Raw genomic sequence first — 14,887 nt, 5'->3', positions numbered from 1 at the left:
TATAAATTGAAGGATACTTGTTTAAAGATATATTTAAAATTAACCCTAATAAGAATTTAGAGAAAGCAATGAAAATTGGATTTATTGGCGGAGCCAATGACGGTATTGTAATCAATGCTGCTGATGGCCTTGATACCTATAAGCTTGAATGGCATTACAAAGCAGAAAAGCACTGTGAAACACAGCCAACATTAGGTCTTAATGGGCCTGAGTATGATTACTACAACCTATTAATACTAAGAAAAAATAAAGAGGCTAAACTCTTTTATGTACTCACTACAATGGGAAAAGATGATATCGCAAGTAAAATCCATGAGTATTGGGATTGCTCTACATCTGTTGGCTATGATTTCGATGATTAAGAAAATTTTTATTAATAATTTAAAATTTTGACGTTAATCAAAAAATAAATGAAGAGCTCGTAATTTCATATAACACATGTGCTTTTAGTTGGTGATGGAGAGGAACCTTGGGATGATCAAAGTTTTTAACTTTGTGCATTCCAAGTCTTTCCATGACGGCTTGAGAGGGTATATTTATGTTAGCGGTAAATGAAACGATCTTATCTAAATTCAGTACATTAAAACCATAGTCTAAAGCCGCTTTTGCTCCTTCAGTTGCATAACCTTGTTTCCAGAATTCTTTTGCAAGTCGCCACCCGATTTCCACACAAGGAGAAAAGTCAAATTGTTCAGGTTGGCTATGTAAACCAATAAACCCGATAAATTGATGGGTTTCTTTTAATTCTACTGCCCAGAAGCCCCAACCATTTTCATTAATTAGAGATGAAATTTTTTGGATTAAATTAAGGCTTTCTTGGGGTGTTAATAGAGTTGGGAAAAATTGCATAACATCTTGATCCAAGCCCATTGTTATAAAAGGCTCAACATCACTTTCTTTCCATTGTCTTAAAATTAAACGTTTTGTTTCGATCATGAGATGTCTCTTTAATAAAAATAAGGGATTAAAGTGGTTTTTGCACAATCTTTTGTAAAATGATCTTGGAATTGATGCTCACTACACCTTTTATTTTATTTAAGGTATTAATGACGAAATGAGAAAAAGAACTCAAATCTTTGGTCGCAACGTGTAAAACATAATTAGATTCGCCAGTAATAATATATGCATTAATGACTTCATCAAAATTTTTGATCTGACTTAAAAAGAAGTTGTGATCATTTTCTGTGAGTTGGGCAAGCTTTATTTCGACAATTGCCTCAATTTTTATACCTAGTTTTTCATAATTAACTTTCGCTTGATATTTTTCAATTACACCATTGCTTTCTAAAATTTTAACTCGCCGATGACAAGCTGAAGCCGAAAGGTTAACGAGATCGGCCAGTTCTTGGTTACTTAACCGAGCATTATCTTGTAAATATTTTAAAATTTTAAGATCAATTGCATCTACATTCATTTTCGAATTTCATCCATGTTTTTTAATTTTAATTCGAATTTTATACGAAAATAGCAAATTTTAATCAAATATTATCGAATAAATCGAAAGAATTGGCGTGATAAAATTCAAATACAAAGGAAATGTTGAAAATAGGTGAAATAACAAATGATTACTCACGAACAATGCTGCTATTGGGATCAGGAAGATGAACTCAAAAAGTTTAAAGATGAATTTGCACTGCCAGAAAATATCATTTATTTAGACGGGAATTCTTTAGGCGCAAGACCAAAAAAATCATTAGAGGTTGCTCAGCATATTATTGCAAAAGAGTGGGGTGAGGACCTCATTAATAGTTGGAATAAAGCCGATTGGTGGGGACTACCGACTAGACTCGGAGATAAAGTCGCGCAGCTTATCGGTGCTGAAAAAGGTGAAGTGGTTATTTCAGACTCAACGACCCTAAATTTATTCAAAGTTTTATCAGCAGCGGTAAAAATTCAAGCTGAAAAATTTCCGGAACGTAAAATTATTGTTGCAGAAAAAGATGCCTTTCCAACCGATATTTATATTATTGAAGGCTTTATCGATTTGATTCATCAGGGTTATCAAGTTGAATTGATTGATGGCACCGATGATTTATCTCGTGTTTTAGCAAAAGATGTGGCGGTTGTTGTTCTTTCTCATGTGAATTATCGGACTGGATATTTCTATGATATGGAATCTATTAATCAACAAATTCACGCTAAAGATGCTTTGATTATTTGGGATTTATGTCACTCGGTTGGTGCGGTGCCTATGGATCTTAATCAGAGCAATAGTGATTTTGCGATTGGTTGTACTTATAAATATTTAAATGGTGGCCCAGGTTCTCCAGCGTTGTTATGGGTAAATCGAAAGCATCGTGATCAGTTCTGGCAACCTCTCTCAGGCTGGTGGAGCCACAAGAAACCTTTTGATATGGCTCAGCACTATGAACCAGCTAACAGTATTCGCCGTTACTTGTGCGGAACTCAACCCATCATTTCTATGAGTCTAATTGAATGTGGTATCGATATTTTCTTACAAGCTGATATGCAACAAATACGCGTGAAATCACTCAAATTAACTGATTTGTTTATTCAACTTGTTCAACAAGAGTGTGCCCAGTTTGGTTTTGAGCTGATTACACCTTTAAATCATAAATATCGTGGCAGTCATGTCAGTTATAGGCATGAGTTCGGTTATGAAATTATTCAAGCTCTCATTGCTCGTGGGGTAATTGGGGATTATCGAGAGCCGGAAGTATTACGTTTTGGAATTACACCTTTATATCTAGGATTTGAAGATATTTGGAATGCCGTACAACAACTTAAGCAAATTATGCTGAATAGTGAATGGAAAAATGAACGTTATCTGGTGCGCAGTGAAGTGACCTGATCGTTAGAGATCAACATTAGAAAAATGGCTAGGAGGGCCTATGAGCAGTTTTGATGAAATACAAAATCGAGAAGCGGGTTTACATAAAAAATTATCCGCAAAACAGATGGGAATGATTGCAATTGGTGGAGCGATTGGTACAGGGCTGTTCATGGGAAGCAAGTTCGCAATTAGCTTTGCTGGCCCAGCCGTCATTGTGAGTTATGCCATTGGAGGCTTAATCGCATTTGCTATTATGGCTTGTTTGGCTGAGATGACAGTCCAGCACCCTACGTCAGGCTCATTTGGGGCATATGCTGAGCATTATGTAAGTCCGCTTGCTGGGTTTTTAGTCCGTTATTGTTATTGGGCATGTATTGTATTAGCGGTCGGTACAGAAATTACAGCAGTTGCTGACTATATGAAATTATGGTTTCCTCATGTAGGTTCTTGGGTCTGGATTGCGTTTTTCTCGCTGACGTTACTTGTGGTTAATGCATATAGTGTTAAAGCATTTGGGTTGGTTGAATATTGGTTTTCGACAATAAAAGTCTTTGCAATTATTGTATTTATTCTTTTAGCAATTGGTATTTTGACTCAAAGTCATGGAGGAACAGAACAGGTTCTCTCTAATTTAACCGAACATGGTGGCTTTTTTCCTCATGGTTTTAGTGGAGTCTGGATTGGAGTAATCATTTCAATATTTAGTTATTTAAGTATTGAAATGATCGCTGTTGCAGCAGGTGAGGCTAAAGATCCAGAAAGAGCTGTTAAGAAAGCTTTTAAAAGTACGGCAATTCGCTTAATCCTATTTTATTTGCTGTCTTTATTTCTCATTGTGGCCCTTGTTCCTTGGACAACCTTAATTGGAGCTGACGCAACCAGCCCTTTTGTGATGGTGATGAAAATTGTAGGGATTCCATATGCAGACAGTATTTTAAATTTTATTGTAATTGTCGCGGCCTTATCAGCGATGAATAGTATGCTGTATATCTCAACACGTATGCTATTTAGCTTGTCACGAGCTGGTGATGCACCAAAACTATTTGGCCGTATTAGTCATAATGGTGTACCAATTAATGCGTTGTTATTGTCAGCAGTAGGTATTGGAGTAGCGAGTATTGTTTATACGATTAACCCAGCTTCTGCTTTCCCGATCATGATTGCTTTATCTATGTTTGGTGCGTTGTTCACTTGGGGCAGTATTTTTGTTACCCATATGTTTTTTAGAAGGAACATGGCACGAAAAGGAGAACAGTTAAAATTTAAGGTTCCAGCGAGTCAGTTAATCTCCTTGTTAGGATTAATCGCAATTTTAAGTATTACGATCACAACGTGGTTTACCAATGAATTCAAGTCAACTTTACAGTTTGGAGTCCCATTAGTTGTTGTTCTTACATTTTTCTATTATTTAAAACGTTCATCAGCCAAGCTTGCTTTAAATAGTCATGAAGAATCTTTGAAGTGAGACACCTATGCGACCATATGACAATGCTAGAACTGTAGTGAATGAACATGAAATATTGGCAGAATTTAAAAGAACAAGCTTGTTGAGCTATCAAAAATTTACCCATATCGGAGATATCCAATATGGTACGCACTCACGGTCAACTTTAGATTTATTCCTATTAGGGCAAGCCAAAAAGACTGTTATTTTTATTCATGGTGGTTATTGGCAATGGTGTGATAAATCAGATTTTGCATTCATCGTACCGTATGTTCTAGCCAAGGGTGCACAGTGTATTCTTTTAGAATATGATCTGGCCCCACAAAGCAAAATTTCAGATATTGCTTCTCAAGTTAATCAAGCTCTCGATTTTATTCGAGAGCAAGACTGGAAAACTAATGAGGTAGTTTTGGTTGGGCATTCGGCAGGGGCGCATCTGGCTGCTTTGTCATTAGGCCATCCACTCATATCTGAGATGGTTTTGTTAAGTGGAATTTATGATCTGGAACCTATACAAAGTACACATTTAAATCATGCTCTCAATCTTTCAAGCGAAGATATCTTAAAATACAGCCCTGTTCATCAGTCAAAACGAATTACTACTCCATGTTCAATTTTCTGTGGTGAACTCGAACTTGATGAGTTGAAATGGCAAAGCCAAAATTATTTTGAAATGAAGAAAAGGCAAGCTCAGGATTTTGTTTCTTTCAAGCTTATTCCTAAAATTAACCATTATTCTATTTTAAATCATTACTTTAATAATATTTTAATTTGAGTGTTTGAAATAGAATGTAATTGAGTAAAGAAAAACAGATTAAACTTATTAGAAGATAAAATGTGAGATAAATCACAACTCAACCTAATTTTTATAAAAATTAAGTATCCTTATTGACCTGACTATAGAACTTAATTAGATTAAAAAGATAGTGCTTTCTCACTAAGCGGCAAAATGTTTAGCTGTTGTTTAGTTGAGTTTCAAGTCCGTAGCTTCCCAAGATGCGGACTTTTTTATTTGATTTTTAAAAACAATAAGATAAATCGAATTTTGTTCTTGGATATGGCGGTAATATCTATTTAATGATTAATATGAGTTAATCACATAGCCCTCTGCCAAATAAGAAACAAACTAGTATTTGCTTTTCATTATTTAACTGGAATTATCATTTAATTAATAGATTATATAAAATATATTTTACCAAACTAACAAAGTGTGAGATTACACTCGGAACTTCATGAATTTGTCATATAGGTTAGATAAATTAAAAACAGAAAAATAAAAGAGAAAAGGCTATAGCACATAATTTAATAATATATAGCATCTGTAAATAAATGGTTTAGTCGGCTCTTATGAGTTGGCTTTTTTATTTTTAAAGGAGTGTTAATGAAAGTACAGTATTTTGAAGGAGGCATGTATAAACATATGTGTCCTGCTTGCGGATATCTTCATTATATTCCTGTACATTATCCTTTCTCTAACGGCAACCAATGGTTTTTTAATGGTAACTTGGAAAAACCGACATTTGATCCCATCATAAGTATAAATGAATATTGTAATTACTTTATTAAAGATGGCTTTATCGAATATAGCGTTAATTGTAGGCATCATTTAGCTGCTTGTAAGGTTGAGCTGCCAGAACTAAAATTAAAAAACTATAGAATATATTGATTTTGGTATTTATTAATTATAACCATTTAAAAAACAGTATATTTATTAATTAACAAATATTTGTGCAATATATCTTTACATATTTGATACTGAACACATATAGTTTAAAAAATTGTAAATCTCTTTTAGTTGAAGGCTATATTATAATTTGCAAGAATTTTCATAACTTACTGTTTTATATTTTTATTTATGGATATCTGGAAATTTTTAAAAAGCTTTAATACAACTGGAACATATCTCATTATTTCTACATTTATATTATTTTTAATGATTATATATTTTTACATTATACATCCTACCTAAACTAAATTATAAATAAAGTAAGATAATTATTTATTCTAAAATGTTTAATGTATTGGTTTATTTGAATTGGTTCTCAATTTTAAATGAAAAAAGATAATAGCATTGTATAGGTCCAAGTTTTATGAAAACATGATGTGGTTATAATATATGGAGAATATAATAAAAATTCCTTTCTAAAGATGTTAATCCCTAAATATAAAGACTGTACTGATCATAACAATGATGTCTAAAGTAAAAAATATGGAGATTTTCTATGAAGTTTTGCCAAGTTTCGACTTTTCTTTTAACAATAGCGCTGAGCCATTTAACCTATGCTGCACCAGCTACAACAAATTCTGTACTAAGCTCGTCTGAAGCAAAAGGAATTATTAAAAATCAATATATTGTTATTCTTAATAAGGATGTGGGTTCTTCTAACGAGTTTGCACAAGGTATTGCTAAACAACATGGTGGGAAGGTATTACAGACCTATGATGCTGTACTTAAGGGATTTGCAATTTATTTACCCGATGTTGCTGGTACTGCTTTTGTTGAAGCAATGAAAAAAAATCCGAAAGTCGTTTCAGTTGAAAATGACACAATCATGAAAATTGATGCGACTACCCAAAGCAACCCAGATTGGGGACTAGATCGTATTGACCAAAAAAACTTACCTCTAGATTCAGCCTATTCGTACTTACAAACAGGTTCAGGTACAACCGCTTATATTGTTGATACAGGAATATTGTCTACACATCAACAGTTCTCTGGACGGGTATTAAGTGGCTATACCGCGATATCTGATGGTAATGGAACAAGTGACTGTCATGGTCATGGTACACATGTGGCAGGAACAGTTGGTGGTAGTACCTATGGGGTTGCCAAGAATGTAAGCTTAGTGCCTATTCGGATTTTAGGATGTGATGGTTCTGGTGCTTCGAGTAATGTGATTGCGGGGCTAGATTGGATATTAAAAAATGGTAAAAAGCCAGCTGTAGTGAATATGTCTTTAGGTGGTGAAGCAAACGCATCTTTAGATAGTGCAGTAGAAAATTTATTTAATAATGGTTATGTAATGGTTGTGGCTGCAGGAAACTCGAATACAGATGCATGTAGTTCTTCTCCTGCCAGAGTAAGTAAGGCAATTACTGTTGCTGCTACAGATAGTACAGATACTCGAGCTAGTTATTCGAATTATGGAAGTTGTGTTGATATTTTTGCACCTGGAAGCCAGATTAACTCTTCTTGGATTGGGAGTAATACAGCAACTAAAGTTTTAAATGGAACTTCAATGGCTACTCCACATGTGGCTGGTGTGGTGGCTGAAATGTTGCAAAGTACGCCTACTGCAACACCTCAGACAATCTCGAACAATCTTTTAAACCAAGCAAGTAATAATGTAGTAAAAAATCCTTCAGGTAGCCCAAATCGATTGCTATATAAATCTCCTCAATAAAAGCAGTTATTTAAATTAGAAAAGGTCCCAGAAGACCTTTTCTAGATTTTTGCATGAGTACCATATTTATCAATCATGATAGAGCTGGCTTCATTTAGACCGCGAACCGTTACCTTCACACCGTTCTTTTGAAATTTATTCACAACTGAATCTAACATGGCAACTGAAGTCACATCCCAAATATGTGAGTGGGTAAGATCAATAATGATTTCTTTAACATATTCTTGAAAGTTAAAACTTTGCATAAATTTTTCAGATGAACTGAAAAATATTTGACCTCTTAATTCGTATAGACGAGCTTGATCTTCGAATGAAGTTTCAATACGAATATCATTTTCAAGTTTATTTGCTAAGAAAAGTGCTGAAAGTAATACCCCAGTTAATACACCTAACGCTAAGTTATGAGTAGCAATCACTACAATAACGGTAGCGATCATAACGACATTACTACTTTTAGGATTATTTTTAAATTGAGTCAGTGAACTCCACTCAAAAGTACTAATTGATACCATAATCATGACGGCAACCAGAGCGGCCATGGGAATAACCTTTAACCAGTCACTTAAAAATACAACGAGAATAAGTAAGAATATACCTGCACAAAAAGTGGATAAGCGTGTGCGACCACCCGATTTTACATTAATCATTGATTGACCAATCATGGCACACCCCGCCATACCTCCCATAAAACCTGAAGCTATATTTGCAATGCCTTGACCTTTACATTCTTGAAATTTATCACTAGATGTATCTGTCATTTCATCAACGATTGTTGCAGTCATCATTGATTCAAGTAAGCCAACCGCGGCAAGGGCTAAAGAATATGGAAGAATAATAAGGAGGGTTTCTAAATTTAAAGGAATATTCGGAATTAGAAATATAGGTAACGTATCTGGTAATGAACCCATATCACCAACCGTTCGAACGTCAAATCCTAAAAAAATAGCGAGTAATGTGACTACTACAATACAAATAAGGGGCGAGGGAAAGAACTTTCCAATTTTTGGAATATAGGGGAAAAGGTAAATAATTCCTAAACCTATTGCTACTAATAAGTAGACATGCCACGTCACACTTACCAATTCTGGTAATTGAGCCATAAAGATGAGTATGGCGAGGGCATTAACGAATCCAATAACCACCGATTTAGAAACAAAACGCATGAGTTTAGCGAGTTTGAAATATCCTGCCAAAATCTGTATAACGCCAGTTAATACTGTTGCTGCAAATAAGTATTGAAGACCATGATCCTTTACGAGCGTTGTCATAACCAAAGCCATTGCGCCTGTAGCTGCCGAAATCATAGCTGGACGACCGCCTACGAAAGAAATAATAACGGCAATACAAAAAGAGGCATATAAACCAACTTTTGGATCTACACCCGCAATAATTGAAAATGCAATTGCTTCTGGAATTAAAGCAAGACCAACCACAAGACCAGAAAGAATATCTGCGCGGGCATTAGAGAACCATTGTTCTCGGACATTGGATAACATGAGAAATAGCCTAAGTTCTAAATTTAAAAGGCTAGTGATGTGATATACCAACACAAGCGACTACACCACATCACTAAACAGTGATGAGTTATTTACAATAGATAAGGGTAAATAAACTTAAGGTGGCGTAAGTGTCATAGGTATAGAGAGTTTGAGGCATTTAAAAGTGCCCGAAGAATAGCATAAGTTTTTAAGGCTGACTAACCTAAGTCGACTAAACCGATTTAATCATAATTTTTCATTTCAGCTTTTGGCATTGAGGCAAATTCATTCGCAGGCATATCTAAGAAAAAGTCTTTTGCTTCAGAATGAGTACAGTTGAGCCAATCATTTCTAAGATCATCAGGTATCACAATAACCGAACGCTTTTCATCATCAGGTTTGTGAAATTGTTTCATGAAAGGGTGATGATCAGCATTGATTGTTAATAGCGACATTGATCTAACTTTCTGTTCATCTATAAGTGTTTCTTCATAGATTGCAGCAAGGGTAAAAGGTTGTCGATCTTGACGGAAAATACCATACCAATGAGCTTTTCCATTAATGTATTTAGGTTCATAGATGGCTTCAACAGGAATAAGTGCGAACTGATCATTTAACCAAGCATGTTTAAAAGAGCGCTTTTGTTCTACTGTCTCTGTTCTGGCATTATACGTTGCATATTTGAATGCGATTTCTTTAGCGTAAGGGGGAAGCATTCCAAATTTAGCTTTTCTCCACTCAAGCTCATTTTGATGAGATAAAATGAGTGGACAATCATCACTCGGAAAAATATCCATCTTATATTCAAAAGTTGGTTCAAATAAGTCTAATTGATTGGCATGTATTCTCTTAATAGGTTTAAAGTTTGCACACATAAGACACCTTCGTTGTAAAAATAGCTCTCAATTACAGCTTCTAACTTTTAGTCTTTAGTGATGTATATTTTTATAATTAGAATTGTCTCTTTGAGTATTAATTTTTAACTATCAATTACTTCGTTAATAAATATTTATTTAACTCATGGCCATTTCAAAAAAGTTTCAGATATAAAATTAATAGAATAGATAAATCGTATAGTTAAGTTGCTCATCTTAAAGAGAGTTTATTCTGTTTTAATAGCTACTTTTATGCAACAGAGCCTTTCAGAAATTTAGATTTTAATAGATTCGTTATTCATCATAATACAAATCATATAGAGAACTCGTACAAACCAGTTGCTAAAGGTTTAAAAATTCTCGGAAAATTTTGACAATTTATAAGGTGGACACATGAATAAACATTTATTGGCTAAAATTGCTTTATTAAGCGCTGTTCAGCTAGTTACACTCTCAGCATTTGCTGATGTTCCTCTAACTCCATCTCAATTTGCTAAAGCGAAATCAGAGAACTTTGACAAGAAAGTTATTCTATCTAATCTAAATAAGCCGCATGCTTTGTTATGGGGACCAGATAATCAAATTTGGTTAACTGAGCGAGCAACAGGTAAGATTCTAAGAGTTAATCCAGAGTCTGGTAGTGTAAAAACAGTTTTTCAGGTACCAGAGATTGTCAATGATGCTGATGGGCAGAATGGTTTATTAGGTTTTGCCTTCCATCCTGATTTTAAAAATAATCCTTATATCTATATTTCAGGTACATTTAAAAATCCGAAATCTACAGATAAAGAATTACCGAACCAAACGATTATTCGTCGTTATACCTATAATAAATCAACAGATACGCTCGAGAAGCCAGTAGATTTATTGGCAGGATTACCATCATCGAAAGACCATCAGTCTGGTCGTCTTGTCATTGGTCCAGATCAAAAGATTTATTATACGATTGGTGACCAAGGGCGTAACCAGCTTGCTTATTTGTTCTTGCCAAATCAAGCACAACATACGCCAACTCAGCAAGAACTGAATGGCAAAGACTATCACACCTATATGGGTAAAGTACTCCGCTTAAATCTTGATGGAAGTATTCCAAAGGATAATCCAAGTTTTAACGGGGTGGTTAGCCATATTTATACGCTCGGGCACCGTAACCCACAGGGCTTAGTATTCACTCCAAATGGTAAATTGTTGCAATCTGAACAAGGTCCAAACTCTGATGACGAAATTAACCTCATAGTTAAAGGCGGAAACTATGGTTGGCCGAATGTAGCAGGTTATAAAGATGATAGTGGCTATGCTTATGCAAACTATTCAGCAGCAGCCAATAAGTCAATTAAGGATTTAGCTCAGAATGGAGTAAAAGTAGCCGCAGGGGTTCCTGTGACGAAAGAATCTGAATGGACTGGTAAAAACTTTGTCCCACCATTAAAAACTTTATATACCGTTCAAGATACCTACAACTATAACGATCCAACTTGTGGAGAGATGTCCTACATTTGCTGGCCAACAGTTGCGCCGTCATCTGCCTATGTCTATAAGGGCGGTAAAAAAGCAATTACTGGTTGGGAAAATACATTATTGGTCCCATCTCTAAAACGCGGTGTTATTTTCCGTATTAAGTTAGATCCAACTTATAGCACTACTTATGATGACGCTGTGCCAATGTTTAAAAGCAACAACCGTTATCGTGATGTGATTGCAAGTCCAGATGGGAATGTCTTATATGTATTAACTGACACTGCCGGAAATGTTCAAAAAGATGATGGCTCAGTAACAAATACATTAGAAAATCCAGGATCTCTCATTAAGTTTACATATAAGGCTAAGTAATACAGGCTATTAAAAAACCGATCTATTAAAGATCGGTTTTTTAGCTTTAGAAAACTATTCAGTTACGACTAATACCGGTAAATGAATTTCTCCTAAAAGGGCTTGAGTCACACTTCCTAAGAAGAACTTTTTAAACCCTTTTCGCCCATGCGAGCCAATCACTAATAAATCTGCTTTTAGCTCATTAGCTGCTTTAATAATTTCTGTGTGGATTGTTTGACCCTCAACAATTTTTGTTTCAACAGAAATTCCATGTTGGCTAAATTGTTCTTTAGCTTGGTCTAAAATGCTCTGAATCGATGCTCTAGCTTTATTAAAATAATCCTGTGCTAATTCTGTACTATCGATGAACTCTACAGAAATGAAAGGATCTATGGTAAGTGCATATACTAGAGTCACTTTACTGCCAAAGGCCTTAGCAATTGCTGTTGCATGATTAACGGCAATAAGTGAAGTAGGAGAACCATCGACTGGAACCAAGATATGGTGATAACTCATATATTGCTCCTTATTGTCTTGTGACAATGTATGGTGCGGAAACACCGAAATTATTATCTTTATGCTTATATTATGAACAGTTTTTGAAAAATTATTGTTTATTTTTAGTATGAATAAAAACTGAAAGGTTCATTAAACATCCTATTTTCAAAGATTGTAATGACTTTCTAAGTAAGGCTGATTTTGTTTAAGTATGGAAATAACCTGAGTAGCATCTATAGCAGATTCAAATAAGAACCCTTGGCCTATGCTATAACCAAATTGTCGAAGCAGTTCTTCTTGTTCTGGAGTTTCAATTCCTTCGGCGATAAGCCCAAGTGATAAATTTGGAGCGAGTAAACCAATTGCTTGGACAATTGCATAGATTGATGGGTCATGTTGCATCTTTTGGATAAAGCTACAATCTACTTTTAAACTGTCAATTGGGTAATCGCGAATATGGGTTAGCGATGAGAAACCAGTCCCAAAGTCGTCAAGTGCAATACGTACCCCATGCTGTTTTAATTTATTAAGTGCACGGATCACATATTCCGAGCCTCGGTCGCCTAGCATGTGTTCGGTGACTTCCACTTCAATATAATGCGTTGGTATTTGAAATTGATTAATCTTTTTCAAAAGTCTCTCAGCATAATTATCTCTTAAAAACTCAACTGGTGCAGCATTTAGTGAAACAGGGAGAGGGGTAATACCAAGAGTTATCCATTTGGCGATATCACGTAAAACTTGATGTTGCATCGTTTCACCGATCTTACTCGCTAAATTATAATCTTTAAAAGCTTCCGCAATTTGTGCAGGGTAGCCTCTTTGAGCTGAGGTTGTATGCCATCTTAATAAAGCTTCAAATCCCACTACACGATGGGTTCTTAAATCTACTTTAGGTTGATAATAAGGCTGGATAGTATGATGGCGAATCAGCTGACGAGCTAAATTAAGCTGAGAAGCGACTGTTTCGGTCATTTGCATCATGCATGGATCATACATGCGAATACCACCACGACCACGCGCTTTTAAATCATGCAATGCCATATCGGCACAACTGAGCAAACCTGACTGGTCTACGGCATCTTGCGGATAAATTGCGCAACCAATGCTCATCCCACCATTTAAGACATTACCTAAATAGGTAATCGGCTGATTTAACTGTTGAAGTAAAATGGCTGCTAACTCTCGGACATCATTTTCAGAATTAAGGTTATTAATAATAACCGCAAATTCGTCTCCGCCTAGTCGCGCGACAACGCACTTTTCATCATCTACACAATGACTAAAGCGTTTGGAGAGAACTTTTAATAGATGATCGCCTGCGCTATGCCCCAAAGTATCATTAATATGTTTAAAGTGGTCGAGGTCAATTAAAAGTAACCCTACACTTGTTTGAGTGTCTTTTGAATATGAGAGAGTACGCTTAAGTTGAAATTTAAATGAACGCCGATTATATAATCCGGTCAGTTCATCTCTCTCACTCATATTCCTAAGCTGGTTTTCTGCCAAATGTTGTTGAGTAACATTACGTGAGACACAAAGGATTTGTCCAATTTCACCATTTTCCCGATGAATCGGGGTAAGCATATTATCCCAATACTCAGGATCCTGATCTGGTAAACAGCTCATTCCTGCAAATCTAGCAACTTTACCTTGAAGAGCTTTTTTCAAAGCGACTCGACCGCGTTTACGAATGTGCGGTGGTAATAGTTCGAGCCACTTCATTCCAAATTCTGTTTCATCAACAGGTACACCTAAAGCGATGCACCCTGATTTGTTCATGTGAGAAAGTGTGCCGTCTACATTTAAAACTTTAATGCAATCTACACTGATATCTAACATCTGATTTTGTATTTCAATGTTCTTTTGCAAGTTTTGTTGTTCTTGAATATCGTGATCTATATCTAAAAAGCTAACATACCATTCGCTAGTTTGTGAGGAGCTACGATACTTAGATGCTTGAATCGATAGTTTGCACCATCTATATTGATTTCCAGCTCGTAAAAGTCGACATTTTAATTCGATTCTTTTTTGTAGGCGAATTGCTTCGAGCCATCTGTTTTTGACTTCATCTAAATCGGCAGGATAAATAAAATCTAGCCATTGCTCTGGCAATGGAGAAAAAGTATCCAACCAATATTCTGTACACTCTATATTGCAATATAATATCAAGCCATTTTCATCACTTACCCAAGTTGGGAGTGGAATTTGCTCAACAATAAAATGCTTTTGGGTGTTGTTCGACATTGAAGTCATAACATGCCTAGAAAGATTGTGTTGATTAATCTATTTATTAGCCATTATTGTAATCTTTCTGTAGTAAGCAAAACAGCAAATAATAAATTTTATGTGTATTTTTTTTGAACTAAAATTGAGTTGTTAAAACTAATATATACTAAAGATTTAATTTATGTTTTTGTTATTTATTAATTTTTATTTATCTTTCTTTAAAAAAATATTTATGCTTATTTTTGTAAAAAACTTATTAAAACAGCAGCTTATAATTATCCATATATATTTGTCATATTAAAAATAAAACTAAGAAAGTAGAAGGAGTAAAGATAAAAAATAAAAATTTGATA

The 14,887-nt window shown here is 35.0% G+C and carries 13 protein-coding genes; 7 read left to right on the top strand and 6 right to left on the bottom strand.

Annotated elements, in window-relative coordinates:
- Positions 1–68 precede the first annotated feature (68 nt).
- A complete protein-coding gene (locus tag J663_RS00935) occupies positions 69–362 on the top strand; it encodes a hypothetical protein (protein ID WP_033848016.1) in 294 nt (97 codons plus the stop codon).
- Between the two features lie 37 nt (positions 363–399).
- Here the strand turns inward: J663_RS00935 and J663_RS00930 are convergent, their stop codons facing one another.
- Both J663_RS00930 and gigD read right to left on the bottom strand, forming a co-directional pair.
- The gene (locus J663_RS00930; protein WP_005068924.1) at positions 400–936 is read right to left on the bottom strand and encodes a GNAT family N-acetyltransferase; all 537 of its coding nucleotides are present in this window, start codon (positions 934–936) and stop codon (positions 400–402) included.
- Positions 937–964: 28 nt separating this feature from the next.
- A complete protein-coding gene (gigD, locus tag J663_RS00925; RefSeq protein ID WP_004791887.1) occupies positions 965–1,414 on the bottom strand; it encodes an Lrp/AsnC family transcriptional regulator GigD in 450 nt (149 codons plus the stop codon).
- A gap of 147 nt (positions 1,415–1,561) precedes the next feature.
- Between gigD and kynU the strand changes: the two genes are divergently transcribed.
- From kynU to J663_RS00900, 5 genes are all read left to right on the top strand, one after another.
- Positions 1,562–2,812, top strand: coding sequence for a kynureninase (gene kynU / locus J663_RS00920; protein WP_032070666.1), 1,251 nt, complete (start codon positions 1,562–1,564; stop codon positions 2,810–2,812).
- Positions 2,813–2,852: 40 nt separating this feature from the next.
- Positions 2,853–4,259 (top strand): amino acid permease, encoded by a 1,407-nt coding sequence (locus J663_RS00915; protein ID WP_033847295.1) that lies wholly within the window; start codon positions 2,853–2,855, stop codon positions 4,257–4,259.
- Positions 4,260–4,266: 7 nt separating this feature from the next.
- A complete protein-coding gene (locus J663_RS00910) occupies positions 4,267–5,013 on the top strand; it encodes an alpha/beta hydrolase (RefSeq protein ID WP_033847294.1) in 747 nt (248 codons plus the stop codon).
- A gap of 606 nt (positions 5,014–5,619) precedes the next feature.
- A complete protein-coding gene (locus J663_RS00905) occupies positions 5,620–5,904 on the top strand; it encodes a DUF6527 family protein (protein WP_005068934.1) in 285 nt (94 codons plus the stop codon).
- Positions 5,905–6,460: 556 nt separating this feature from the next.
- Positions 6,461–7,642, top strand: a complete 1,182-nt coding sequence (locus J663_RS00900) for a S8 family peptidase (RefSeq protein WP_033847292.1) — start codon at positions 6,461–6,463, stop codon at positions 7,640–7,642.
- Positions 7,643–7,683: 41 nt separating this feature from the next.
- Here J663_RS00900 and J663_RS00895 read toward each other — a convergent pair whose 3' ends face one another.
- Both J663_RS00895 and J663_RS00890 read right to left on the bottom strand, forming a co-directional pair.
- Positions 7,684–9,138: a SulP family inorganic anion transporter gene (locus tag J663_RS00895; protein WP_033847291.1), complete on the bottom strand. Its 1,455-nt coding sequence runs from the start codon at positions 9,136–9,138 to the stop codon at positions 7,684–7,686.
- Between the two features lie 224 nt (positions 9,139–9,362).
- Positions 9,363–9,995: an SOS response-associated peptidase family protein gene (locus J663_RS00890; protein ID WP_033847290.1), complete on the bottom strand. Its 633-nt coding sequence runs from the start codon at positions 9,993–9,995 to the stop codon at positions 9,363–9,365.
- Positions 9,996–10,388: 393 nt separating this feature from the next.
- Between J663_RS00890 and J663_RS00885 the strand changes: the two genes are divergently transcribed.
- Positions 10,389–11,825 carry a glucose/sorbosone family PQQ-dependent dehydrogenase gene (locus J663_RS00885; RefSeq protein WP_033847289.1) on the top strand — a complete coding sequence of 479 codons (1,437 nt, stop codon included), beginning with the start codon at positions 10,389–10,391 and terminating at the stop codon, positions 11,823–11,825.
- A 54-nt stretch (positions 11,826–11,879) separates the two neighbouring features.
- Here J663_RS00885 and J663_RS00880 read toward each other — a convergent pair whose 3' ends face one another.
- Complete coding sequence (locus J663_RS00880) at positions 11,880–12,323, bottom strand: universal stress protein (RefSeq protein ID WP_002120966.1); 444 nt, start codon at positions 12,321–12,323, stop codon at positions 11,880–11,882.
- 147 nt (positions 12,324–12,470) lie between these two features.
- Positions 12,471–14,561: a putative bifunctional diguanylate cyclase/phosphodiesterase gene (locus J663_RS00875; RefSeq protein WP_033847287.1), complete on the bottom strand. Its 2,091-nt coding sequence runs from the start codon at positions 14,559–14,561 to the stop codon at positions 12,471–12,473.
- Positions 14,562–14,887 lie beyond the last annotated feature (326 nt).

Source organism: Acinetobacter sp. 826659, from assembly GCF_000588515.1.
GTDB classification, from domain to species: domain Bacteria; phylum Pseudomonadota; class Gammaproteobacteria; order Pseudomonadales; family Moraxellaceae; genus Acinetobacter; species Acinetobacter pittii.
This window is presented reverse-complemented; position numbering and strand designations above follow the sequence as displayed.

What these genes read in the sequence shown, in the direction of transcription:
- J663_RS00910 (WP_033847294.1), top strand. Translation starts at nt 4,267, where the DNA reads ATGCGACCATATGACAATGCTAGAACTGTAGTGAATGAACATGAAATA.
- kynU (WP_032070666.1), top strand. Translation starts at nt 1,562, where the DNA reads ATGATTACTCACGAACAATGCTGCTATTGGGATCAGGAAGATGAACTC.
- J663_RS00905 (WP_005068934.1), top strand. Translation starts at nt 5,620, where the DNA reads ATGAAAGTACAGTATTTTGAAGGAGGCATGTATAAACATATGTGTCCT.
- J663_RS00930 (WP_005068924.1), bottom strand. Translation starts at nt 936, where the DNA reads ATGATCGAAACAAAACGTTTAATTTTAAGACAATGGAAAGAAAGTGAT.
- J663_RS00935 (WP_033848016.1), top strand. Translation starts at nt 69, where the DNA reads ATGAAAATTGGATTTATTGGCGGAGCCAATGACGGTATTGTAATCAAT.
- J663_RS00885 (WP_033847289.1), top strand. Translation starts at nt 10,389, where the DNA reads ATGAATAAACATTTATTGGCTAAAATTGCTTTATTAAGCGCTGTTCAG.
- J663_RS00880 (WP_002120966.1), bottom strand. Translation starts at nt 12,323, where the DNA reads ATGAGTTATCACCATATCTTGGTTCCAGTCGATGGTTCTCCTACTTCA.
- gigD (WP_004791887.1), bottom strand. Translation starts at nt 1,414, where the DNA reads ATGAATGTAGATGCAATTGATCTTAAAATTTTAAAATATTTACAAGAT.
- J663_RS00900 (WP_033847292.1), top strand. Translation starts at nt 6,461, where the DNA reads ATGAAGTTTTGCCAAGTTTCGACTTTTCTTTTAACAATAGCGCTGAGC.
- J663_RS00895 (WP_033847291.1), bottom strand. Translation starts at nt 9,138, where the DNA reads ATGTTATCCAATGTCCGAGAACAATGGTTCTCTAATGCCCGCGCAGAT.
- J663_RS00915 (WP_033847295.1), top strand. Translation starts at nt 2,853, where the DNA reads ATGAGCAGTTTTGATGAAATACAAAATCGAGAAGCGGGTTTACATAAA.
- J663_RS00890 (WP_033847290.1), bottom strand. Translation starts at nt 9,995, where the DNA reads ATGTGTGCAAACTTTAAACCTATTAAGAGAATACATGCCAATCAATTA.
- J663_RS00875 (WP_033847287.1), bottom strand. Translation starts at nt 14,561, where the DNA reads ATGACTTCAATGTCGAACAACACCCAAAAGCATTTTATTGTTGAGCAA.